Annotated in this window: 23 protein-coding genes and 1 tRNA gene; 15 read left to right on the top strand and 9 right to left on the bottom strand. The window is 72.5% G+C overall.

The features are described 5' to 3' along the window. Nucleotides 1-192 precede the first annotated feature (192 nt). The gene (locus FQ330_RS01620; protein WP_128189825.1) at nucleotides 193-453 is read left to right on the top strand and encodes a hypothetical protein; all 261 of its coding nucleotides are present in this window, start codon (nucleotides 193-195) and stop codon (nucleotides 451-453) included. A gap of 27 nt (nucleotides 454-480) precedes the next feature. Here FQ330_RS01620 and FQ330_RS01615 read toward each other — a convergent pair whose 3' ends face one another. Continuing rightward, on the bottom strand, nucleotides 481-951 hold the full coding sequence (locus FQ330_RS01615) for a hypothetical protein (RefSeq protein ID WP_146354671.1): 471 nt from the start codon (nucleotides 949-951) through the stop codon (nucleotides 481-483). 56 nt (nucleotides 952-1,007) lie between these two features. Between FQ330_RS01615 and FQ330_RS01610 the strand changes: the two genes are divergently transcribed. The 5 genes from FQ330_RS01610 to FQ330_RS01590 all read left to right on the top strand — a co-directional run bounded on the left by FQ330_RS01610 (nucleotide 1,008) and on the right by FQ330_RS01590 (nucleotide 7,776). Further along, nucleotides 1,008-2,387, top strand: coding sequence for a glucose-6-phosphate dehydrogenase (locus FQ330_RS01610; protein ID WP_146354669.1), 1,380 nt, complete (start codon nucleotides 1,008-1,010; stop codon nucleotides 2,385-2,387). A gap of 235 nt (nucleotides 2,388-2,622) precedes the next feature. Beyond that, on the top strand, nucleotides 2,623-3,798 hold the full coding sequence (locus tag FQ330_RS01605) for a M24 family metallopeptidase (RefSeq protein WP_146354667.1): 1,176 nt from the start codon (nucleotides 2,623-2,625) through the stop codon (nucleotides 3,796-3,798). Then, complete coding sequence (locus FQ330_RS01600; protein ID WP_146354665.1) at nucleotides 3,795-5,003, top strand: M20 family metallopeptidase; 1,209 nt, start codon at nucleotides 3,795-3,797, stop codon at nucleotides 5,001-5,003. Before FQ330_RS01605 ends, FQ330_RS01600 begins: the two co-directional genes overlap by 4 nt. 77 nt (nucleotides 5,004-5,080) lie before the next feature. Continuing rightward, on the top strand, nucleotides 5,081-6,550 hold the full coding sequence (locus FQ330_RS01595; RefSeq protein WP_146354663.1) for an MFS transporter: 1,470 nt from the start codon (nucleotides 5,081-5,083) through the stop codon (nucleotides 6,548-6,550). 53 nt (nucleotides 6,551-6,603) lie between these two features. Continuing rightward, nucleotides 6,604-7,776, top strand: coding sequence for a zinc-dependent alcohol dehydrogenase (locus FQ330_RS01590; protein WP_146354661.1), 1,173 nt, complete (start codon nucleotides 6,604-6,606; stop codon nucleotides 7,774-7,776). 124 nt (nucleotides 7,777-7,900) lie between these two features. Here FQ330_RS01590 and FQ330_RS01585 read toward each other — a convergent pair. After that, nucleotides 7,901-7,984 (bottom strand) — tRNA-Leu (locus FQ330_RS01585). 93 nt (nucleotides 7,985-8,077) lie between these two features. On the opposite strand from FQ330_RS01585, the gene FQ330_RS01580 reads away from it, so the two are divergent. The 7 genes from FQ330_RS01580 to pknB all read left to right on the top strand — a co-directional run bounded on the left by FQ330_RS01580 (nucleotide 8,078) and on the right by pknB (nucleotide 17,082). Next, nucleotides 8,078-8,758 (top strand): FhaA domain-containing protein, encoded by a 681-nt coding sequence (locus FQ330_RS01580; protein ID WP_146355310.1) that lies wholly within the window; start codon nucleotides 8,078-8,080, stop codon nucleotides 8,756-8,758. Next, nucleotides 8,755-9,297 (top strand): FHA domain-containing protein FhaB/FipA, encoded by a 543-nt coding sequence (locus FQ330_RS01575; protein ID WP_128189832.1) that lies wholly within the window; start codon nucleotides 8,755-8,757, stop codon nucleotides 9,295-9,297. The genes FQ330_RS01580 and FQ330_RS01575 overlap by 4 nt, the downstream gene beginning before the upstream one ends. A gap of 2 nt (nucleotides 9,298-9,299) precedes the next feature. Next, nucleotides 9,300-10,541, top strand: coding sequence for a PP2C family protein-serine/threonine phosphatase (locus FQ330_RS01570; RefSeq protein WP_128189833.1), 1,242 nt, complete (start codon nucleotides 9,300-9,302; stop codon nucleotides 10,539-10,541). After that, nucleotides 10,538-11,944 (top strand): FtsW/RodA/SpoVE family cell cycle protein, encoded by a 1,407-nt coding sequence (locus tag FQ330_RS01565; protein WP_146354659.1) that lies wholly within the window; start codon nucleotides 10,538-10,540, stop codon nucleotides 11,942-11,944. Before FQ330_RS01570 ends, FQ330_RS01565 begins: the two co-directional genes overlap by 4 nt. Then, nucleotides 11,941-13,422 (top strand): peptidoglycan D,D-transpeptidase FtsI family protein, encoded by a 1,482-nt coding sequence (locus tag FQ330_RS01560; RefSeq protein WP_318655675.1) that lies wholly within the window; start codon nucleotides 11,941-11,943, stop codon nucleotides 13,420-13,422. Before FQ330_RS01565 ends, FQ330_RS01560 begins: the two co-directional genes overlap by 4 nt. Then, complete coding sequence (locus FQ330_RS01555; protein WP_146354657.1) at nucleotides 13,419-15,161, top strand: protein kinase domain-containing protein; 1,743 nt, start codon at nucleotides 13,419-13,421, stop codon at nucleotides 15,159-15,161. The genes FQ330_RS01560 and FQ330_RS01555 overlap by 4 nt, the downstream gene beginning before the upstream one ends. Nucleotides 15,162-15,264: 103 nt before the next feature. Continuing rightward, a complete protein-coding gene (gene pknB, locus FQ330_RS01550; protein ID WP_146354655.1) occupies nucleotides 15,265-17,082 on the top strand; it encodes a Stk1 family PASTA domain-containing Ser/Thr kinase in 1,818 nt (605 codons plus the stop codon). Between the two features lie 39 nt (nucleotides 17,083-17,121). On the opposite strand, the gene FQ330_RS01545 is transcribed toward pknB, so the two are convergent. Genes FQ330_RS01545 through FQ330_RS01540 form a run of 3 tightly spaced genes read right to left on the bottom strand, consistent with a single transcriptional unit; the run spans nucleotide 17,122 to nucleotide 18,697 of the window. Beyond that, entirely contained in the window at nucleotides 17,122-17,781 is a 660-nt protein-coding gene (locus FQ330_RS01545; RefSeq protein WP_128190710.1) for an anthranilate synthase component II, read from the bottom strand. Further along, the gene (locus tag FQ330_RS13130) at nucleotides 17,778-17,939 is read right to left on the bottom strand and encodes a hypothetical protein (protein WP_164877232.1); all 162 of its coding nucleotides are present in this window, start codon (nucleotides 17,937-17,939) and stop codon (nucleotides 17,778-17,780) included. The genes FQ330_RS01545 and FQ330_RS13130 overlap by 4 nt, the downstream gene beginning before the upstream one ends. Continuing rightward, the gene (locus FQ330_RS01540; protein WP_146354653.1) at nucleotides 17,936-18,697 is read right to left on the bottom strand and encodes a class E sortase; all 762 of its coding nucleotides are present in this window, start codon (nucleotides 18,695-18,697) and stop codon (nucleotides 17,936-17,938) included. The genes FQ330_RS13130 and FQ330_RS01540 overlap by 4 nt, the downstream gene beginning before the upstream one ends. A 40-nt stretch (nucleotides 18,698-18,737) precedes the next feature. On the opposite strand from FQ330_RS01540, the gene FQ330_RS01535 reads away from it, so the two are divergent. Further along, entirely contained in the window at nucleotides 18,738-19,004 is a 267-nt protein-coding gene (locus FQ330_RS01535; RefSeq protein WP_128190400.1) for a cell division protein CrgA, read from the top strand. A gap of 72 nt (nucleotides 19,005-19,076) precedes the next feature. Here FQ330_RS01535 and FQ330_RS01530 read toward each other — a convergent pair whose 3' ends face one another. Beyond that, a complete protein-coding gene (locus FQ330_RS01530; protein ID WP_146354651.1) occupies nucleotides 19,077-19,886 on the bottom strand; it encodes a rhomboid family intramembrane serine protease in 810 nt (269 codons plus the stop codon). A 63-nt stretch (nucleotides 19,887-19,949) separates the two neighbouring features. Beyond that, nucleotides 19,950-20,489: a peptidylprolyl isomerase gene (locus tag FQ330_RS01525; protein WP_128190397.1), complete on the bottom strand. Its 540-nt coding sequence runs from the start codon at nucleotides 20,487-20,489 to the stop codon at nucleotides 19,950-19,952. Nucleotides 20,490-20,632: 143 nt separating this feature from the next. On the opposite strand from FQ330_RS01525, the gene FQ330_RS01520 reads away from it, so the two are divergent. Then, a complete protein-coding gene (locus FQ330_RS01520; protein WP_146354649.1) occupies nucleotides 20,633-21,232 on the top strand; it encodes a hypothetical protein in 600 nt (199 codons plus the stop codon). Nucleotides 21,233-21,313: 81 nt separating this feature from the next. Here the strand turns inward: FQ330_RS01520 and FQ330_RS01515 are convergent, their stop codons facing one another. Continuing rightward, nucleotides 21,314-21,508, bottom strand: coding sequence for a hypothetical protein (locus FQ330_RS01515; protein ID WP_146354647.1), 195 nt, complete (start codon nucleotides 21,506-21,508; stop codon nucleotides 21,314-21,316). After that, on the bottom strand, nucleotides 21,508-21,942 hold the full coding sequence (locus tag FQ330_RS01510) for an NUDIX hydrolase (protein ID WP_128190394.1): 435 nt from the start codon (nucleotides 21,940-21,942) through the stop codon (nucleotides 21,508-21,510). Before FQ330_RS01510 ends, FQ330_RS01515 begins: the two co-directional genes overlap by 1 nt. Nucleotides 21,943-21,945 lie beyond the last annotated feature (3 nt).

The following is a 21,945-nucleotide window of genomic DNA, read 5'->3' as shown; positions in this document are numbered from 1 at the left end:
TGCCCGGGGGGGCGTTCAATGCCTCGACCGCAAAACTGCGACAACGTTCCAGAACGTGGTTCGATCCCCTGCGGGCATCCTGAGGGAATCTCAGGCAGACGGAGCATTCCTCAAGAAGAGCGCCGGTGCGCGCTCAACGGCGGCCGCCGGGCTCTCGGGCGGCTCCGAGCATCCCGATGGGACGATGGAGGCATGCAGACCAAGCGCTCCAACCCCTGGGCGTGGTGGGCGTTCTGGATCGGGCTGCTCGGCCTCGTCCTGATGCCGATCCCGCTCTTCATCGGCCTCATCCTCGGCGGCGGACTCGCGGCGATCGCGGCGATCCTCGCCGTCATCGCCCTCTTCAAGTCCCGGCACGCCGGCGGCCGCGGCATCGCGCCGGCGATCATCGCCGGCGTCTTCGTGCTCCTGACCTACGGCGGCATCTCGATCGGCGGCGGCGTCATCTGGTGACCGCCGCCGCCTGACGCGAGGGGCGCCTCAGCTGCGGCTGGGGCGCCCTCCGCGTTCCGGGGCGGGCGTGCCGAGCAGCGACCGCGCCGCCATCGCGAGCAGCGCGACGAGGCCCACGAGCAGCAGCCCGTCCGCGGCGATGTAGGCCAGGTGCATGCCCGACCCGCCCTCATCGGCGCCGGCGACCACCGCATCCGTCGTCGCCTGCATGAGCGGCCGCACGACGAGCGCCTTCAGCGCGAGCACGGCCGCGAGCGCGACCACCAGGATGCGCTCGGGCCGGGGCGCGGGCGAGCGCAGCACGGCGAGCAGCAGCAGGCCTGCCAGCACCGCCTCGACCGCGTTCATGGCGGCGAAGACGAGCCGGCCGATGCCGAGGCCCAGCGGGATCGTGATGCCCGGCGCCTGGAACTTCAGCGGCGCCTCGATGAGCGAGATGCCGACGATGAGGCCGAGCCACACGGCCGGCAGCACGAGGCGGGCGGTGCGGGCGAGCATGCCTCCACCGTACGCCCGCAGGCGCCGCGCACCTCGGGAGTGCGAGGATCGGGGGCATGGCACCTCAGCCGTCGACCACCTTGCTCATCCTCGGCGCCTCCGGCGACCTCACGGGCCGCCTGCTGCTGCCGGGCATCGCCACGCTGCTGCGCGCGCAGCCGTCCCGCCGCGTCGAGATCGTCGGCGCCGACCTGCGCGAGCTCACCGCCGACGACTGGCACGACCGCGTGCGCACCGCCCTCGAGGTGGGCGAGACGCAGGGCGCGGCGGCGAAGGCGCTCCTCGCGACGACGCGCTACGTGGCCTCGGACGCCACCGACCCCGTGTCGCTGCAGGCGCTGCTCGACTCGATCGCGTGCGACCGGCTCGTCATCTACTTCGCGCTGCCGCCGCACGTGAGCGAGCGCGTCTGCGGCACGCTCGAGCGGATCGGCGTGCCCGAGGGCACGATCCTCGCGATCGAGAAGCCCTTCGGCGACAGCCTCGAGTCGGCGAGGCGACTCAACGCCCTCGTCACGCGCATCGTGCCCGAGGAGCGCATCTTCCGCATCGACCACTTCCTCGGGCTGCACACCGTGCTCAACCTGCTCGGGCTCCGGTTCACCAACCGGCTGCTCGAGCCGACGTGGGATCGCGACAGCATCGAGCGGGTCGAGATCCTCTACGACGAGACGGTCACGCTCGAGGGCAGGGCCGGCTACTACGACCGCAACGGGGCGCTGCGCGACATGATCCAGTCGCACCTGCTGCAGATCATGGCGCTCATCGCCATCGAGCCGCTCGCGAGCGTCGGCGAGCGCGACCTGCGCGACGCGATCGGCCAGGTGCTGCGCGCCGCGAGCGTCGTCGACCCGGTCGAGCACTCGCGCCGCGCGCGCTACACCGCGGGCGACATCGACGGGCGCGAGGTGCCCGACTACGTCGCCGAGGAGGGCGTCGACCCGGGGCTCGGCACCGAGACGCTCGCCGAGGTGCAGGTCGAGATCGCCAACCCGCGCTGGGCCGGGGTGCCGTTCGTGCTCCGCTCGGGAAAGTCGCTCGCGGGGGTGCGCAAGCGCGCCATCGTGCACTGGAAGGCGCCCGCGCACGTGCCGAAGGGCCTCGCCGGGCGCGACACCGCCGACCGCCTCGTGATCGACTTCAAGCCCGACGGCTTCGAGCTGCACCTCACCACGAACGGCAAGGGCGACCCCTTCACGCTCGAGCAGACGGTGCTGCGCGGCGAGCTCGGCAGCGGCGCCCTGCTGCCCTACGGCGAGGTGCTCGGCGCCATCCTCGACGCCGACCCGCGGCTCGCCGTGCGCGGCGACGCGGCCGAGGAGTGCTGGCGCATCATCGAGCCGGTGCTCGCGGCGTGGAAGGCGGATGCCGTGCCGATGCAGGAGTACCGGGCCGGCTCCGCGGGCCCGCGCGGGTGGCGCACGAACGAGCGCTGACCGCGACGGCCCGTCCTCCACAGACGCGCCGCGGATCGTTGCGCGCCGGCGGCGGGCAGGCGTACAGTCCTGGGCAAGTCAAGCGGTGCGGACCGACCAGGCGCCTTCACCAGAACTTGCGAGAGCGCAAGCGCCCGATGTGCCAGTCCGCACCGCTTCTTCCTGCCCGCAGCCGATGCCAGGGCGCTCGGCGAGGCCGGGCTCGCCGCCGGGACCGGGCCCTAGGCTTGCTCGCATGCCGCCCAGCACCGAGGAGCTCGCCGACCGGCTCGCCCGCACCCGCGCGCGCATGCAGCGCTCGGGCCTCGACGGGCTCGTGGTCGTCGACCCCGCCAACCTGCACTACCTGACCGGCTACGACGCCTGGTCGTTCTACATGCCGCAGCTGCTGTTCGTGCCGCTCACCGGCGAGCCGCTGCTCATCATGCGCGCGATGGACGCCGGCGGCGCGCACCGCACCGCGCTCCTGTCCCGCGAGCGCATCCTCGGCTACCCCGAGTCGCTCGTGCACCAGCGCGATGCGCACCCCTTCGACTGGGCGGCCGAGCAGCTGCGCGAGCACGGCTTCGCGCACCGCGGACGCATCGGCTACGAGCCCGAGGCGCACTTCCTCACCGTGCGCTCCTTCCACGCCCTCGAGCGCGGCCTGCCCGAGTGGCAGCTCGTCGACAGCCACGACCTCGTCAACTGGGTGCGGCTCGTGAAGAGCCCGTACGAGCTGGAGCTCATGCGGGGAGCCGGCCGCGTCGCCTCCGCCGCCATGCGGGCGGGCATCGACGCGATCGCCGACGGCGCGCGCCTCAACGACATCGCGGCCGCGATCCAGTTCGCGCAGGCCACCGGCGTCGAGGGCGTCGAGGGCGACTACCCGGCGATCGTGCCGATGCTGCCGACCGGCGAGTCGGCCGACACGCCCCACATGACCTTCAGCGCCCGCCGGCTCGACCGCGGCGAGGCGATCTCGATCGAGCTCGCGGGCGCCCACCGCCGCTACCACGCGCCGCTCGCGCGCACGGTCTCGCTCGGCCGCCCCGACGCGCGCCTCGCGGGCCTCGCCGAGATCACCGCCGAGGGCCTGCAGGCGGTGCTCGAGGGCATGCGACCGGGCGCCGTGGTGGCCGACGTGCACGGCATCTGGCGCGAGCACCTCGCGCAGCACTCGATCGAGAAGCCGTCGCGCCTCGGCTACTCGATCGGCATCGGCTACCCGCCCGACTGGGGCGAGCGCACCGTCTCGATCCGCGGCGACGACCTGACGGTCATCGAGCCCGGCATGTGCCTGCACATCATCGCCGGCATGTGGATGGAGGGCTACGGCTGCGAGCTCAGCGAGTCGATCGCGATCACCGCCGACGGCGTCGAGCTGCTCACCGACGCGCCGCGCGAGCTCATCGTGCGGGAGGGCGCATGACGGATGCGCGCGAGGCCGCGGACGTCGACGACGTCGCGCGGGCGCTCGCGCTCATCGACGAGGCGACCATCGTCGCCGACACCTCGTCGCTCATCCTCGCCGCGAGCGAGAACCCGGGCGGCACCGAGCTCGTCGCGGTGCGCGTGCTCGAGTCGATCGCGTCGCGCCTCGGCGGGCGCAGCCGGCGCTCGCTCGTCGCGCCCGACCGCCCCAACCTCTCGATCCGCTTCGGGCCCGACCCCTCCCCCGAGGCGCCGGGCGTGCTCATCCTCGGCCACTCCGACGTCGTGCCGGCGGGCGAGGGCTGGGCGGCCGACCCGTTCAACCCGCGCGTCGCCGACGGCTGGCTGACGGGCCGCGGCGCCACCGACATGAAGGGCGGCCTCGCCGCCGCGCTGCAGGCGATGGCGGCGGTGCACCGCGTGCGCCCCGAGCTGCCGCTCGAGCTGCTCGTGACGGTCGACGAGGAGGATCTCGCGACCGGCATCCAGGCGCACCTGCGCGCCGACGAGGGCCCGCGCGACGCCTACCGCGCGTGCATCGTCGCCGAGCCCACCGACCTCGCGGTCGTGATCGCGTGCCGCGGCGCCGCCAACCTGCAGGTCGAGGTGCGCGGGCGCGCCGCCCACGCCGGCCGCCCCGAGGACGGCGCGAGCGCGATCACGACCGCCGCGCGCATCGCCACGTGGATCGCCGACGACCACGAGCGGATGCGCGCGGGCGCGACGGGCCTGCTCGGCTCGGCGACGTGGAGCGTGGGCCGCATCGAGGGCGGCCACGGCACGTCGATCGTGCCCGACCGCTGCACGCTGCTCGTCGACCGCCGGCTGATGCCGGGCGAGACCGGCGCCGAGGCGCTCGCGCAGCTCGAGGCCGGGATCGGCGGCGTGCTCGGCGACGACGGCTGCGACGCCCACGCGTCGCTCCTCATGGAGATGCCCGGCTTCGAGACCGCCCCGACGCATCCGCTCGTCGCCGCCGCCGTCGAGGCGCTCCGCGCCGAGGGCGCGGCGGCCCCGGTGGAGGCCTGGACGGCGGCGTGCGAGGGCGGCTTCATCGCCGAGCACCACGGCTGCCCGACGATCATCCTGGGCCCGGGCGACATCACCGGCCAGGCGCACCAGCCCGACGAGCGCGTGCGCATCGCCGACCTCTCGGCCGCCGCCCGCGCGTACACTCGCATGCTCATCCACCTGCACACCTGACAGCCCATCCGCACGACCCCGACGCACCACGACCGGCACCGGCAGCACGCGCGGCGCCGCCCAGGAGGGACACGGCCATGACCGAGCAGCACGCAGCACACCCCACCGAGCCGCCGCCCATCACGCGCGAGCTCGACCTCTCCCCGCTCCAGCGCAAGACCGTCAAGAAGTCGGTGCTGGGCGCGATGGCGGGCAACGCCATCGAGTGGTTCGACTACGGCATCTACGGCTACCTCGCCGTGCACCTGTCGACGCAGATCTTCGGCGGCTCCGAGGACGCCATCCTCTGGACGCTGTTCGGCTTCGCCGTCTCGTTCCTGATCCGCCCCATCGGCGGCGCCGTGCTCGGCCCGCTCGGCGACCGCATCGGCCGCCAGAAGGTGCTCGTCTTCACGATCATGATGATCTCGGTCGCCACCGCGGCGATCGGCATCCTGCCCACCTTCGAGCAGGTCGGCTGGCTCGCGCCCGCGCTGCTGTTCCTGCTGCGCATCGTGCAGGGCTTCTCGGCAGGCGGCGAGTACGCCGGCGCGGCGGTCTACATGGCCGAGCACGCGCCCGACGACCGGCGCGGCTTCTGGGGCTCCTTCCTCGAGTTCGGCACGCTGCTCGGCTTCTCGCTCGCCGCGATCCTCGTGACGGCGCTCGAGCTCATCGTCGGCACCGACGGCATGGCCGAGGGCTGGTGGCGCCTGCCGTTCCTGCTCACGCTGCCGCTCGGCATCGTCGCGCTGCTCATGCGCGCGCGCCTGCACGACTCCGAGACGTTCATCGAGGCGAAGGAGCGCGACACGCGCACGAGCGCCTGGCAGACGCTGCGCGACGTCGTCGTGCAGCAGCCGAAGCAGCTGCTGAAGATCATGGGCATCACGATCCTCATCAACACCGCGTTCTACCTGGTGCTGACCTACATGCCCACGTTCCTCACCACCTCCCTCGACATGGACGCGACGCAGTCGGGCCTCATGCTCGTCGGCGTGCAGCTCGTGATGATGGCGGTGATCATCCCGCTCGGTGCGCTCACCGACCGCATCGGCAGGCGGCCCGTGCTGCTCACCGCCGCGATCGGCTTCACGCTCTTCTCGGTGCCGGCGATCCTGCTGCTCAACACCGGCAACGTCGTGCTCCAGGTGCTGGGACTGGCGATCTTCGGCCTGTTCCTCGTGATGCTGCTGTGCAACATCTCCGCGACGCTGCCGGCGCTCTTCCCGACGACCGTGCGCTACGCGGGCTTCGCGCTCGGCTACAACGTCGCCACCTCGCTGCTCGGCGGCCCGGCGGGCCTCATCAACGAGTGGCTGATCGGCGAGACCGGCTCGACGCTCGTGCCCGGCTTCTACATGACGGTCGCGGGCATCATCGGCCTCATCGCCATCTGGACGTTCAACGAGACGGCCGGGCGCAGCCTCCGCGGCGACGTCGTGCCGGGCGAGGACGACGTCGACCGCATCGCGATCGGCGAGCAGCTCATCGGCAAGGTGCACGACCCGAAGCACGAGCTCGTCGACGGCGAGCTGCGCCAGGGAGGCACCGGCCGCGCCGGCTGAACCTGGGAGCCTCCCCCAGGCGATCTGCACCCCATCGGCGTATCGTCGAGGCCATGCGAGCACTCACCTGGCAGGGAAAGCGCAAGGTCTCGGTCGAGGAGGTGCCCGACCCGCGGCTGCAGGAGTCGACGGATGCGGTGATCCGCGTCACGTCGACGGCCATCTGCGGGTCGGACCTCCACCTCTACGAGCTGTTCGGGCCGTTCCTCGAGGAGGGGGATGTGCTGGGGCACGAGACGATGGGCATCGTCGAGGAGGTGGGGCCCGCGGTCACGACGCTCCGGCCGGGCGACCGCGTGGTGATCCCGTTCGTCATCGCGTGCGGCAGCTGCTTCATGTGCGCCCGCGGGCTCACCACGCAGTGCGAGACGACGCAGAACCGCGAGCAGGGCACGGGCGCGTCGCTGTACGGCTACACGTCGCTGTACGGCTCGGTGCCCGGCGGCCAGGCCGAGCGGCTGCGCGTGCCGCTCGCCGACTTCAACGCCACGAAGGTGGGGCACGAGCTGCCCGACGACCGCTACCTGTTCCTCAGCGACATCCTGCCCACCGCGTGGCAGGGCGTGCAGTACGCCGACGTGCCCGAGGGCGGCACGCTCGCCGTGCTCGGGCTGGGGCCGGTCGGGCAGTTCGCCGCCCGCATCGGCCGGCACCTCGGCCACCGCGTGATCGGCGTCGACCCGGTGCCCGAGCGCCGCGCGATGGCCGAGCGGCACGGCGTCGAGACGATCGACATGACCGACGCGGTCGAGGTGCTGCGCGCGGCGACCGACGGCCGCGGACCCGACTCGATCGTCGACGCCGTCGGCATGGAGGCGCACGGCGCGCCCGGCACCGCCGCGGCGCAGGCGGTCGTCGGCGCGCTGCCCGACCTGCTGGCGAAGCCGATGCTGCGCAACGCCGGCCTCGACCGCCTGACCGCGCTCTACACGGCGTTCGACGCGGTGCGGCGGGGCGGCACGGTGTCGCTGAGCGGCGTGTACGTCGGCCAGGCCGACCCCATCCCGATGATGACCCTGTTCGACAAGCAGGTCGCGATCCGCATGGGCCAGTGCAACGTGCAGTCGTGGCGGGATGCGCTCCTGCCGCTCGTCGAGGACCCGTCCGACCCGCTCGGCGTCGAGGACCTCGTGACGCACCGCGTGCCGCTCGAGCGCGCCCCCGAGATGTACGAGCTCTTCCAGAAGAAGCAGGACGGCTGCATCAAGGTGGTCTTGACGCCGTAGGGCGCAATGCCGCACAGCGGCGTTGCGCCCGGAGGGGTCAAGGTCGAGTAGGCGGCCGGAGGCCGCCGTACCGAGACCCAGCCCCGCAAGCGAAAGGCCCCGGGGTGGAGCCCGGGGCCGTTCGTGCGCGAGGGGGGACTTGAACCCCCACGTCCTTGCGGACACTGGCACCTGAAGCCAGCGCGTCTGCCAATTCCGCCACTCGCGCGCACCCCGGAGAACCAGGGCAACCCCACGAGAATATCAGGTTCCTAGACTCGCCGGGTACGCTTGCGGCGGCATAGGGACGGTGATGACGGACATGGGATTCCTCGATTCGATCGAGCGCGGGCTCGAGAAGGCCGTCAACGGCGCCTTCGCGAAGACCTTCCGCGCCGGCGTCGAGCCGGTCGAGCTCGCGAGCGCGCTCAAGCGCGAGCTCGACACCAACGCCTCCGTCGTCTCGCGCGACCGCATCCTCGTGCCGAACCGCCTCACCGTGCGGCTCGCCCCCTCCGACTTCCAGCGCCTGCGGCGCCTCGGCGACGCCCTGCTCGACGAGCTGACCGGCACGCTCCAGACGCACGCGCGGCAGTCCGGCTACTCGTTCCCGGGCCCCATCGGCCTCGGCCTCACGCCCGACGAGGCGATGACGACCGGCATGTTCGAGATCTCCTCCGACACCGAGGCCGGCGAGGTCGTCTGGACGGCGGTCGTCGACATCAAGGGCAAGCGGCACACGCTGCGCAAGGGCCGCACCGTCATCGGCCGCGGCTCGGACGCCGACATCACGGTCGACGACGCCGGCGCCTCGCGCAAGCACGCCGAGATCGTCTGGGACGGCACCCGCGCCCAGGTGAGCGACCTCGGCTCCACGAACGGCACGACCCTCAACGGGCGGGCGCTCAAGAGCGCGCTGCTCGAGCCCGACTCGATCATCGACATCGGAGCCACCCGCATCGTCTACCGCGTGCTGGCGCAGTCCAAGGAGCAGCGCCCGTGAGCGAGCTGACCCTCATCATCATCCGGATCGGCTTCCTCGCGCTGCTCTGGCTGTTCATCTTCATCGTGCTGTACTCGCTGCGCAGCGACCTGTTCGGGCCGCGCCTGACGCCGCTGCAGCGCGTGGCGGTGCAGAACCAGCGCTCCCGCGAGCAGGCGGCCACGACGGCGCCGGCCGCCGCGGCGGCAGCGGATGCGCCGACGACCGTCACCGAGCGCGCGGCGCCGGCCGCCGCATCCGCCCCGGGCGCCGCGACCCGCGTCGTCATCACGTCGGGCCCCCGGGCGGGCCTCGAGCTCGACCTGCCGGCGACGGGCCTGACGATCGGCCGCTCGAGCGGCGCGGGCCTCCAGATCAAGGACGACTACACCTCCAACAACCACGCGAAGGTCGTGCGCTGGCGCGACCAGTGGATGGTGCAGGACCTCGGCTCGACGAACGGCACCTACGTCGACGGCAAGCGCATCAGCGAGGCGACGCCCGTGCAGGTCGGCAGCGCCGTGCGGATCGGCACGACGACGTTCGAGCTGAGGCGCTGAGCTTGAGCACACCCCTCGCCGCCGCGATCAGCCACGTCGGCCGGATCCGCACGGAGAACCAGGACTCCGGCTACGCCGGGAACCACCTGTGCTTCGTCGCCGACGGCATGGGCGGTCACGCCGGCGGCGACGTCGCGAGCGCGATCGTGACCCGCAAGGCGCGCGAGGCCGACCGCGAGTACGGCAGTGCCGAGGAGGCCGCGCAGGCGCTCGCCGAGCGGCTGCGAGAGGGCAACGACGCGCTCCAGCAGGCGATGGTCGAGCACCCCGAGCTCAGCGGCATGGGCACGACCGCCTCCGGCATCATCCGGGTCGGCGACCGCGTCGCCATGGCCCACATCGGCGACAGCCGCATCTACCGCTACCGCGTGGGCGCGCTCGAGCAGCTCTCGACCGACCACACCTTCGTGCAGAAGCTCGTCGAGGCCGGCCGCATCACGCGCGAGGAGGCCGAGCACCACCCGCGCCGCAACGTCGTGATGCGCGTGCTCGGCAACGTCGAGACGCACCCCGAGATCGATACGGCCGTCGAGCAGGCGCTGCCCGGCGACCGCTGGCTCGTGTGCTCCGACGGCCTCTCGAGCTACGTCGACGAGGAGCGCATCCGCGCCATCCTCGAGCAGGGGCTCGACACCCCGTCGACCGTGCAGCGGCTCGTCAACGAGTCGCTCTCGCGCGGCGCGCCCGACAACGTGACCGTGGTGCTGTGCGACATCGACGAGCAGCGCTCGTCGTCGATCGAGCCGACCACCGTCGGCTCCGCCGCCGCCCCCATCAGCTACGAGGCGGTCGAGCCCGAGCGCACCTCGGTGAGCCTCGGCCAGCTGCTGCTGCACCCGCGCCAGTCGCGCCAGCAGCCCGCGTTCGAGCACTTCGAGCCCGAGAGCGAGGAGTTCCTGCAGGAGCTGCTCGCCGAGCAGCGGCGCATGCGGCGCAACCGGCGCATCAGCTGGGGCGTCGGCGCGGTGCTCACGGTGATCCTCGTCGCGATCGTGAGCGTGCTGTTCTACGGCTGGACCCAGGACCGCTACTTCGTCGGCGTCAACGAGGCCGGCAACGTCGCGATCTACCAGGGCATCCAGCAGCAGATCGGGCCGATCGTCCTCGCGACCGAGGTGCAGGAGACCGACATCGCGATCGACGACCTCACCCCCTTCAACCAGCGCAACGTCGAGCAGACGATCTCCGCCGACTCGCTCCAGGCCGCGCAGGCCGTGGTCGAGCGATTGGAGCCGACGCCATGACGGATCGCACCGCTCCCAGCGCCCTCCAGACGGGCATCGTGCAGCTGCGCGATGTGACCGAGGCGATCCGCGTGCGCATCCGCAACCCCGCGAAGCTGCGCAACCTCGAGCTGTTCCTGCTCGTGATCGCCTGGGTGATCGCGGGCGGCGCGATGGTGCTCGTGCAGCTCGGCGCCCTGCAGCGCGTCGACCTGTTCCCGCTGCAGCTCGCCGCCGGGCTCGGCATCCTGACGCTCGCCCTCCACATCGCGCTGCGCATCGTCGCGCGCGAGGCCGACGCGATCATCCTGCCGGTCGCGACGGTGCTCAACGGCCTCGGCATCGCGATGATCTACCGCATCGACATCGCCGAGGGCGTCACCGGCTGGGACGCCGCCTCCATGCGCCAGATCACCTGGACGGGCATCGCGCTCGTCGTCGCGATCGCGGCGATCGTCGTCGTGCGCAACCACCGCGTGCTCGCGCGCTACCGGTTCCTCGCCATGGCGATCGCGATCATCCTGCTCGTGCTGCCCCTCGTGCCCGGCATCGGCCGCACGATCAACGGCGCGACCGTGTGGATCGGCATCGGCAGCATCGTCTCGCTGCAGCCGGGCGAGCTCGCCAAGATCGCCCTCGCGATCTTCTTCGCCGGCTACCTCATGACGGCGCGCGACTCGCTGTCGGTCGTGGGCAGGAAGGTGCTCGGCATCCGCTTCCCGCGCCTGCGCGACCTCGGGCCCATCCTCATCGTCTGGGGCATGTGCATGCTCGTGCTGGTGTTCCAGCGCGACCTCGGCACGTCGATGCTCTACTTCGGCCTGTTCCTCGTGATGATCTACGTCGCCACCGGCCGCCGCTCGTGGATGTTCATCGGCGTCGGCCTCGTCGCGCTCGGCGGCATCGCGGCCTACTTCGTGCTCGGCTACGTGCAGCGCCGCATCGACGCCTGGATCCACGCCTTCGACCAGAGCGTCTACGAGGCGCAGGGCGGCTCGTTCCAGATCGTGCAGGGCGTGTTCGGCATGGCGCACGGCGGCCTGCTCGGCACCGGGCTCGGCCTCGGCCGGCCCGACATCACGCCGTACGCCAACAGCGACTACATCATCCCGTCGCTCGGCGAGGAGCTGGGCCTCGCCGGCATCTTCGCGATCCTCGGGCTCTACCTGATCCTGGTCTCGCGCGGCGTGCGCGTGGGCTTCCAGGGGCCGGACGACTTCACGAAGCTCCTCGCCGTGGGCCTCGCCTTCGCGATCGGCCTGCAGGTGTTCATCGTCGTGGGCGGCGTCACGAGGCTCATCCCGCTGACGGGCCTCACCACGCCGTTCCTGGCAGCCGGCGGCTCCTCGCTGCTGGCCAACTGGCTCATCGTCGCGCTGCTGCTGAGGCTGAGCGACTCGGTGCGCGGAAGGGGGATCGCATGACGGGCGTCGAACGGGAGCAGAGCATGCGCAGGCCCATCCGCCGCGTGAGCACGCTGCTGCTGGTGATGTTCCTCGGGCTCTTCGGCTCGTCGACGATGATCCAGGCCGTGCAGGCCGACTCGCTGCACGCCGATCCGCGCAACACGCGCACGCTGTACGACTCCTTCGCGGTCGAGCGCGGCTCGATCGTGGTCGACGGCGTGCAGGTGGCGCTGTCGACGCCGTCGAACGACGAGTTCGAGTGGCAGCGCGAGTACCCGATGGGGCCGCTCTACGCGCCCGTCACGGGCTACAACACGCTCGGGCAGGGCAACACGGGCATCGAGGGCGCGATGAACGCCGAGCTCACCGGCAGCGCCAACAGCCAGTTCCTCGACCAGATCCTGGCGACGCTCACCGGGCAGGACCCGGCGGGCTCGTCGGTCGAGCTGACGATCGACCACGACGCGCAGCAGGCGGCGGCGGATGCGCTGGGCGGCCGGGAGGGCGCGGTCGTCGCGCTCGACCCCGAGACGGGCGACGTGCTCGCGATGTACTCGAGCCCCACGTTCGACCCCAACGCCTTCGCGAGCCACAACACCGCGGCCGTCACCGAGACGTACAACCAGCTGCTCGCCGATCCCGAGCAGCCGCTGCAGAACCGCGCGATCGCGGGCGACCTCTACTACCCCGGCTCGGTCTTCAAGCTCGTGACCGTCGCCGCCGCGCTCGAGTCGGGCCGCTTCGACATGCAGTCGGAGTTCGACAACCCCGAGACGCTCACGCTGCCGCAGTCGACGAGCGAGGTGCGCAACGCCTCCCGCGAGGCGTGCGGTCCCGGCGAGCAGGCGACGCTCGAGACGTCGCTCGTGCTCTCGTGCAACATCCCCATCGCGCAGCTCGGGCAGGAGCTCGGCCAGGATGCGCTCGCCGAGCAGGCGGCGGCGTTCGGCTACGGCCAGCCGCTCGACATCCCGCTCGACGTGACCCCCAGCTCCTACCCCACGGGCCTCGACGAGGCGCAGACGATGCTGACGGCCTTCGGCCAGTACGACGTGCGCGTGACGCCCCTGCAGGTGGCGATGACCACCGCGGCGATCGCGAACGACGGCACGATGATGCGGCCCAACATGGTCGACCGCGTGCTCGCGCCCAACCTCGACGTGCTCGACGACCCGGAGCCGACCATCCAGGGCAACCCCATCTCGGCCGAGACGGCGGCGGCGCTGCGCGGCGCGATGGAGCTCGGCGTGAGCGAGGGGCTCGCCTCGAACGCCGCGATCCCGGGTGTGACGGTGGGCGGCAAGACCGGCACCGCGGAGACGGGCGAGAACAACGAGCCGTTCAACCTGTGGTTCACGGGCTACGGCGAGACGGACGACCGGAGCGTGGCAGTCGCCGTCGTGGTCGTGCCGGATGAGAACATCGTCGGTGATACTTCAAACGTGATCGCCGCACCTATCGGGAGAGCAGTGATCGAGGCGGTGCTGAACTCATGAGACCATCCAGCGGACTCACCTTCGGTGGGCGATACCAGCTGACCAGCCGGATCGCCATCGGCGGCATGGGCGAGGTGTGGCAGGCGACCGATCAGGTGATCGGCCGCACGGTGGCGCTCAAGATCCTCAAGGACGAGTACATGGGCGACCCCGGGTTCCTCGAGCGCTTCCGCGCCGAGGCCCGTCACGCCGCGCTCGTCAACCACGAGGGCATCGCCAACGTCTTCGACTACGGCGAGGAGGAGGGCAGCGCCTTCCTCGTGATGGAGCTCGTGCCGGGCGAGCCGCTCAGCGCGATCCTCGACCGCGACCGCACGCTCTCGGCCGACAAGGTGCTCGACATCGTCGCGCAGACCTCCGCAGCGCTCCACGCCGCGCACCAGGCGGGGCTCGTGCACCGCGACATCAAGCCCGGCAACCTGCTCATCACGCCCGAGGGCCGCGTCAAGATCACCGACTTCGGCATCGCGCGCATCGCCGACCAGGTGCCGCTCACCGCGACCGGCCAGGTCATGGGCACGGTGCAGTACCTCTCGCCCGAGCAGGCCTCGGGGCAGCAGGCGGCGCCGTCGACCGACATCTACTCGCTCGGCATCGTCGCCTACGAGGCGCTCGCCGGCCGGCGGCCGTTCACGGGCGAGTCGCAGGTCGCGATCGCGATGGCGCACATCAACGACGCGCCGCCGGACCTGCCCGGCACCGTGCCGGAGCCGGTGCGCAACCTCGTGCTGTCGTGCATCGCGAAGACCCCCGCCGACCGCCCGACCTCGGCGGCGCACCTGTCGCGCGCCGCGACCATGCTGCGCCGCGGCGACATCGCGGGCGCCGCGGCGATCGTGCCGGGCATCGCCTCGACCGACTCGTTCGCGACGATCGACTCGCCGACCCAGGCCGCGACCCGGGTGATCACGACCCAGTCGAGCCCCGCGACGGCGGCGCTGCCGGTCACCCGCGCGACGACGCTGGAGCGCGACCGCGACCGGCGCCGCAACCCCTGGATCTGGCCCGTCGTGATCCTCGCGGTGCTGCTCGTGGCGGCCGGCGTCGCGATCGCGATGATGCTGCTCAACCAGCAGCAGCAGCCGCCCGTCGACTCGGGCACGCCGGTGCCGAGCCAGACCCTCGAGACGGTCGACATCGACCTGAGCGACTTCGAGGGGATGGACGAGGCCCAGTTCCGCGCCGCGATCCAGGCGCTCGAGCTCCAGCCTGCCGTCGAGACCGGCAACCCGGCCACCGCCGAGGCCGACGCGGGCACCGTCTACGCCGTCGACCCGACCGGCCCGGTGCCGGTGGGCTCGACCGTGACGGGCACGATCTACGCCCCCGTGGCCGCGATCGCCGACCCCACGTCGGTGCCGCGCCTGCAGGACGGCGGCGACCCGGCGGCCCTCACGGTCGGCGACAGCCCCGTCGTCGTCTGGGACGAGGCGAGCTGCCCCGCCGGCTACAGCCTCGGCGGCTACACGGCCACGATCACCTGGCCCGACGGCCGGGAGCAGATCGAGGAGACCGGCATCGCGCAGATGAACTTCAGCTCGGTCCCCGCCGGTGACACGACGATCTCGTACACCTACACGTGCGACGTCGACGGCGGCGAGTCGCTCACGAGCGGCTCGTCCCCGGCGCTGACGATGACGGCGACGCCGGAGGAGACCCCGGAGCCCGAGCCGACGCCCACGCCGACGCCCACGGAGCCGACCGAGACCCTGCCGGTGGAGCCGCCGGTCGAGCCCTGATCGGCCGCACCACGGGGGTCGCCCGCGCCCGTGACGTAGAATCGACCGATCCCGCCGCGCGCCGGGACGACGTCCTGACGCATGCACGAGGGAAGGAGCAGCGATGACCGACAGCATCATCGCCTCCCTGCGGACCCTCGGCGACCGCTACGAGATCGGCGAGCTCATCGGCCAGGGCGGCATGGCGCAGGTGCACAAGGCCCGCGACACCCGGCTCGACCGGCAGGTGGCCGTCAAGCTGCTGAAGCCCGAGCTCTCGCTCGACCCGGAGTTCCGCACGCGCTTCCGTCAGGAGGCGCAGTCCGCGGCGCGGATGTCGCACCCCACCGTCGTGCGCGTCTTCGACGCCGGCGAGGAGCCGGCGGTCGACGCCCAGGGCGAGCCCGCCGCCGTGCCGTACATCGTGATGGAGTACGTCGACGGCCGGATGGTGAAGGACATCATCGCCGAGGGCCCGCTCACCGAGGCCGAGGCCGTGCGCATCACCAAGGGCATCCTCACCGCCCTCGAGTACTCGCACCGCGCCGGGATCGTGCACCGCGACATCAAGCCGGGCAACGTCATGGTGACGCCCGGCGGCCAGATCAAGGTGATGGACTTCGGCATCGCCCGTGCGGTGAGCGAGACGAGCGCCAACGTGGCGCAGACCGGCACCATCCTCGGCACCGCCCAGTACTTCTCCCCCGAGCAGGCGCGCGGCGAGTCGGTCGATGCCCGCACCGACCTGTACTCCACCGGCGTGATCCTCTTCGAGCTGCTGACCGGCCGCGCGCCGTTCGAGTCCGACACCGCGGTCGGCGTCGCCTACCAGCACGTCGCCGAGGAGCCGCCGACCACCTCGTCGATCACCCCGGGCATCACGCCCGAGATGGACTCCATCGTCGGGAAGGCGCTCGAGAAGCGCCGCGAGCACCGCTTCCAGACGGCCACCGAGTTCAAGCAGGCGCTCGACGACGCGCTCGCCGGCGTGCTCGTGCCCTTCGAGCGCACCGACACCGCGCCGGTCGAGATCGGGGCCGCGACGACGATGTTCGCCGCGCTCGCCGCCGACGACCCGCAGCCCGAGGCCGAGACGACCGCCGAGCTCGCGGCCGTGCGGCGCGACCGCCGTCCGCCCGTGGCCTGGCTCTGGGGCGCCGTCGCGCTCATCGCCGTGCTCGTCGTGGGCGCCGTCGCGTGGGCCGTCAGCCTGGGCGGCAGCATCCCGATCGCCGGGCTCTCCACCACCGTGCCCGCCGTCGCCGGCATGCAGGAGGCGGAGGCGGTCGCCGCCGTCGAGGGCGCTGACCTCGTGCCCGAGGTGCGGCGCGTGATCGACGACGCCGAGGCCGGCACGGTGCTGCGCACGGATCCCGACGCGGGCATCGTGCTCTCCCCCGGCGCCGCGATCACCGTCGTGGTCTCGAACGGCCCGCCGCCCTCGCCGCTGCTGAGCGTCGCGAACCTCACCGAGGCGCAGGCGCGGCAGGCGCTCGAGGCGGCCGGGTACACCGTCGGCACCGTGACGCGCGAGAACGCGCCGACCGTCGCCGCCGACCTCGTCGTGCGCACCGACCCGAGCGCCGGCACCGACGTCTCGCGCGGCGCGACCGTCAACATCGTCCTCGCGAGCGGGCTCGTGACCGTGCCCGACGTCACGGGGCAGGCGATCTCGAGCGCCGCCGACCAGATGAGCGCCCTCGGACTCACGGTCGACCGCCGCTTCACGACGCGCTGCCTGGGCGGCGACGTCGTCGAGCAGTCGCTCACGCCCGGCGACCACCCGCAGGGCAGCACCATCACGCTGCTCTACTGCAACGGCCAGCCGACGCCCGATCCCGCACCGGCGCCCGCACCCGAGCCCGAGCCCGAGCCCGAGCCCGCGCCGACCAACCCCGGCAACGGTGGCGGCGGCGGCGGTGGCGGCGGCGACGAGGGCTGACGCTCTCGGGAGCCCGGGGGTCGACCCCGACTGCCCCGACTACGCCACGTGGTCGGGCGGCGGTGCGAGCGTCACGAGGGGCGCGCGGCCCTCGGCGAGCTGCGCCGCGCCGGTGAGCCCCGCGGCCTCGAGCCAGTTGCCCAGCATCCGGTAGCCGCCCTCGGTGAGCACCGACTCCGGGTGGAACTGCACGCCCCAGACGGGGGCACCGCGGTGCTCGACCGCCATGATCACGCCGGCCTGCGCATCCGGGACCGTCCGCGCCGTGACGCGCAGCGCATCCGGCACCGTGCCGTCGACGATCGCGAGCGAGTGGTAGCGGGTCGCGGTGAGCGGGCTCGGGAGGCCCTCGAAGACCGTCGTGCCGTCGTGCTCGACGAGGCTCGTCTTGCCGTGCATGAGCTGCGGCGCGTGCGTGACCACGCCGCCGAGCGCCTCGGCGATCGCCTGGTGGCCGAGGCAGACGCCCAGCAGCGGCGTGCCGGTCTCGATCGCGGCGTGCACCATCGGGATGGAGACGCCCGCGTCGGCCGGAGCGCCGGGGCCCGGCGAGAGCAGCACGGCGTCCCAGTCGCGGATGGTCGACGCGTCGACCTCGTCGTTGCGCACGACCGAGACCTCCGCGCCGAGCTCCTGGAGGTAGCCGGCGAGGGTGTAGACGAAGCTGTCGAAGTTGTCGACGACGAGGATGCGAGTCATGTGATGGTGGGGTCCGGGGTCGGGAAGAAGGTCTGCATCACCCACGGGTAGCCGTGGAGGACGAGGAACCAGGCGACGGCCGCGAGCAGCGCGGCCACGAGCAGCAGCCGCACGGGCCAGGGCCCGGGCAGCGCACGCCAGAGTGCTGCATACATCATGCCCTCCCGAGGCTGGCGGCGAGCTCGGCGGGCATGCCGGCCTCGGCCTCCTGCCACCCGAGCCAGGTGGCGTAGGCGATGAGCCGGCCCTCGGCCGACCACTCGGGGTTGCACGTCGTGAGCGTGAGGTAGCGCCCGTCGGCGGGCGTCTCGGGCTGCTGCGGCACCGGGGCGACGACCTCGACGGCGGTCGGCGGCACGTACTCGTGGTTGCGGAACTCGTAGACGTGCCACGCGCCGGCGGTCTGCACGTAGATGCGGTCGCCGACGCGCAGCTCGTCGAGGTGCGTGAACGGGCCGCCCTGCCCGTTGCGGTGCCCGGCGACGGCGAAGTTGCCCAGCTCCCCCGGCTGCGCCGAGTCGCTGTAGTGCGCGAGCCCCTGCTCGAGCGAGTCGAGCACCGCGCGGCTCGTGCCCTCGCCGATCACGCGCTCGAAGCCGCCGAGCCGAGGGATGTACATCACGGCGAACGACTCGCGGTCGGCGGCGGCAGGCTCGGCCGGCGGCTCGTCGGTGCGGAGCGCCGCATCGGGGGCGGATGCATCGGGCGGTCCGGGCTGGATCGGCCCCAGCTGCGAGGCGAAGCTGCGCGCCGCCTCCTGCTGCTGCCCGCCGAGCACGGCGTCCGAGAGCCACAGCTGCCAGCCGGCGTAGCCGAGCGCGAGCACCCCCGCGGTCACGAGCAGCTCGCCCAGCACGCTCGCGGCCGAAGCGCGCCGCCGGGGGCGGCGACCCTCCGCGCGCTGCTGCCTGGCCACCGCTCAATCCTAGGCGGCGCCTGCATTACCATTGGGTGCCATGAGCAGCGACAAGTCCATCGAGAAGGCGTCGGCCGCCAAGAGCCGGTCCGCGAAGGGCAAGGAGCGCTCCCCGCACGACGACCAGCGCAACCCCGTCTGGTTCAAGCCGGTCATGTTCGGCTTCATGCTCGTCGGCTTCCTCTGGGTGATCGTGTACTACATCTCGGGCACGACGCTGCCGCTGCCGCAGCTGGGCTCCTGGAACATCGTGATCGGCTTCGGCGTGATGTTCATCGGCTTCATCATGACGACGCGCTGGAAGTAGCCGACCGAATCACACCGGTGTAGTTCTCCCCAGGTGTGGAGAAACCTGTGGAGAACGGCCCGTCGCGTCCGCTCAGAGCAGCACGGCGACGCGCGCCGCGAAGAGCGCGGCGAGCACGATCGCGACGCCGCCGATGACCAGCCAGGCCGCCCGCGTCGTGCGGTCGCCGCGCATCCGCGCATGCACCGCGCCGATGCCGAAGCCGAGCGCGAGCCCGATCGCGAGGCCGCCGACGTGCGCCGGCCACGAGATGCCGCCGAACGCGAAGGTGATCACGAGGTTGATGCCGACGAGCACGAGCAGCGCCGGCTGCACCCGCCCGAGCATCCGCTGCATGCCGATCGCCATGCCGAACAGCGCGTAGATCGCGCCCGAGGCGCCGACCACGGCGGAGGCCGGCGTGAACCACGCGACGGCCACCGCGGCCCCCGCCGCGCTCACGACGTACGCGGCGAGGTAGGGCAGCCGCCCGATGCGCTCCTCGATCGCCGGCCCCACCATCCACAGGATCATCATGTTGAAGGCGAAGTGCAGCACCCCCGCGTGCACGAGCGCGTAGGTGAGGAAGCGCCACGGCTCGACGAGCGAGTAGGGCAGGAAGTGCATCAGCTGCCCCGACAGGTTGCCGGGTAGGATCTGCAGCACGCCGACGAGCGCGGTGACCGCGACGATGGCGATCGTCACCGGCGCGGGCTGCGCGAGCCACTGCCGGGTGCGCTGCCCGATCGCGGTGCGCGGGCCGCCGTGGGCGACGCGCGTCTCGCGCAGGCGCGCGCGCTGCTCGTCGCGCAGCTCGCGCACGCACTCGGGGCAGTGCACGCCGACCGGCGCCTGCTGCTGGCACTCGCCGCAGATCGTGCGGCCGCAGCGCTGGCAGAGCACCCAGCTCTGCCGATCAGGATGCCGGTAGCAGCGATCGGCAGGCGGGGCGGCGGACACCTGGGGTCAGGCCTGCTGGATCTCGACGGACTCGATCACGACGTCCTCGAGCGGACGGTCGCGGCCGTCGGTGGGCACGGCCTGGATCGCGTCGACGACCTTGCGCGACGCCTCGTCCTCGACGAGGCCGAAGATCGTGTGCTTGCCCTTGAGCCACGGGGTCGCGACGGTCGTGATGAAGAACTGCGAGCCGTTCGTGCCGCGGCCGCCCTGGATGCCTGCGTTCGCCATGGCGAGCACGTACGGGGCGTTGAAGTCGAGCTCGGGGTGGATCTCGTCGTCGAACTGGTAGCCGGGGCCGCCGACGCCCTGACCGAGCGGGTCGCCGCCCTGGATCATGAAGTCGGGGATGATGCGGTGGAAGACGACGCCGTCGTAGAGCGGGTCGGTCGAGGTCTTGCCGGTGCCGGGGTGCGTCCACTCGCGAGCACCGGTGGCGAGCTCGACGAAGTTCTGCACCGTCTTGGGGGCGTGGTCGCCGAGGAGGTTGACCTTGATCTCGCCGAGGTTCGTGCGGATCGTCGCGACAGCAGTGTGGTGAGCCATGCCTCGATCCTCCCACAGCGAGGGCCTGCGGAGCCCGTCGGAGGGGGCAGGTTCGACGACAGCGAAACCGCTCGTCCGCTGGGTGACGCGTCCAGGAAAACCTGCAATGATCAGCCGCAGGCTCTCCCCACGGAAGGACGGATATGTCGCTCGAACTCTCGCGCAAGCGCGCGAAGCAGGTGAAGAAGCTCCGCAAGCAGGCCGACAAGCTCTGGGCCGAGCAGCGCGTGGTGAACCACCACGCCGCCGAGATCGCCCGCGAGGCCCGCGAGGCCGCTCGCGCCTACGGCAACGAGTCGCTGCGTCCGACCGCCGAGCGCTACGTGCACCGCGGCGTCGACGCCGGTCGCAACACCCTCTCCCGCGCCACGCGGGGCTGGAACTCGTCGGTCGTGCCGGCCATCGCATCGGGCCTCGGCTCGTTCGCGGCCATGGCGCAGATCGCCAAGGACGACCGCGTGAAGGACGCCATCGACAGCGTGCGCCGCTACACGACGGTGCCCGAGGTCTCGCCCGCGCACGCCGCGAAGAGCGGTCCCAACGCCTGGCAGTGGCTCCTCATCGGCGCCGGCGCCGTGGCGGTCGCGAGCGCGGCCTACGCCGCGTGGCAGACGCTCCGCGCCGACGACGACCTCTGGATCCCCGACGCCGACGACTCGGCGATCGACGCGCCGCCGCGCCCGGTCGACCAGCCCTCCGGCGGCCTCGCCGAGGGCCCGGAGGCCGGCTCGCCGCAGGCCTGATCCGACGCTCGACAGCAGGGGCTCCGCCGCGAGGCGGGGCCCCTGCTGCGTGCTGGCGCGCGCCCGGCGTGCTCCGCCGGCTCAGCCCAGGGTCGAGCCGACGACCACGAGGATGCCGCCGGCGATGAGCACGCCGGCCGCGAGCAGGAAGGCGCGCAGCCGCCGCTCGGGCTCCCGCCCGGAGCGCACCGTGCGCACGATGTCGATGCCGCTGATGACGACGCTCGCCGCCATGAGGGCGAGGCCGAGCACGACCAGCGGGGGCATGGCGGGCATCAGCGCAGCGGCGATCCGGCGTCGCCGAGGTGGCGCAGCGCCCAGTCGACGGCGTGCACGTGCCGCAGCTCCGGCACATCCGCGAGCGCGTGCCACGCCACGTCGTCGGTCGTGCCGCCCACCTCGACGGCGAGCTCGCCGCCGATGATCTCGGCGCGGTAGAGGATGCGCAGCGCCTGCAGCTCGTCGCCGCGCGCGGCGCTCGAGAGCACGGCGGAGTCGACGCCCAGCAGGCTCACGAGCCGCACGTCGTAGCCGGTCTCCTCCTTGACCTCCCGCACGGCGCCGTCGGCCGGGTGCTCCCCCGGCTCGACGCCGCCGCCCGGCAGCGTCCAGCCCGACATGCCGCCCTCGCGCCAGTGCGGCAGCAGGATCTGCGCGTCGTCGCCCTCGCCCCTCGTGATGAGGGCGTAGGCGGCCACTCGCATGCGCATTGC

The organism is Agrococcus sediminis, assembly GCF_007923295.1.
In the GTDB taxonomy this organism is placed as follows: Bacteria; Actinomycetota; Actinomycetes; order Actinomycetales; family Microbacteriaceae; genus Agrococcus; species Agrococcus sediminis.
Note: the sequence above shows the minus strand (reverse complement) of the source record. Positions and strands in the feature narration are given on the sequence as shown.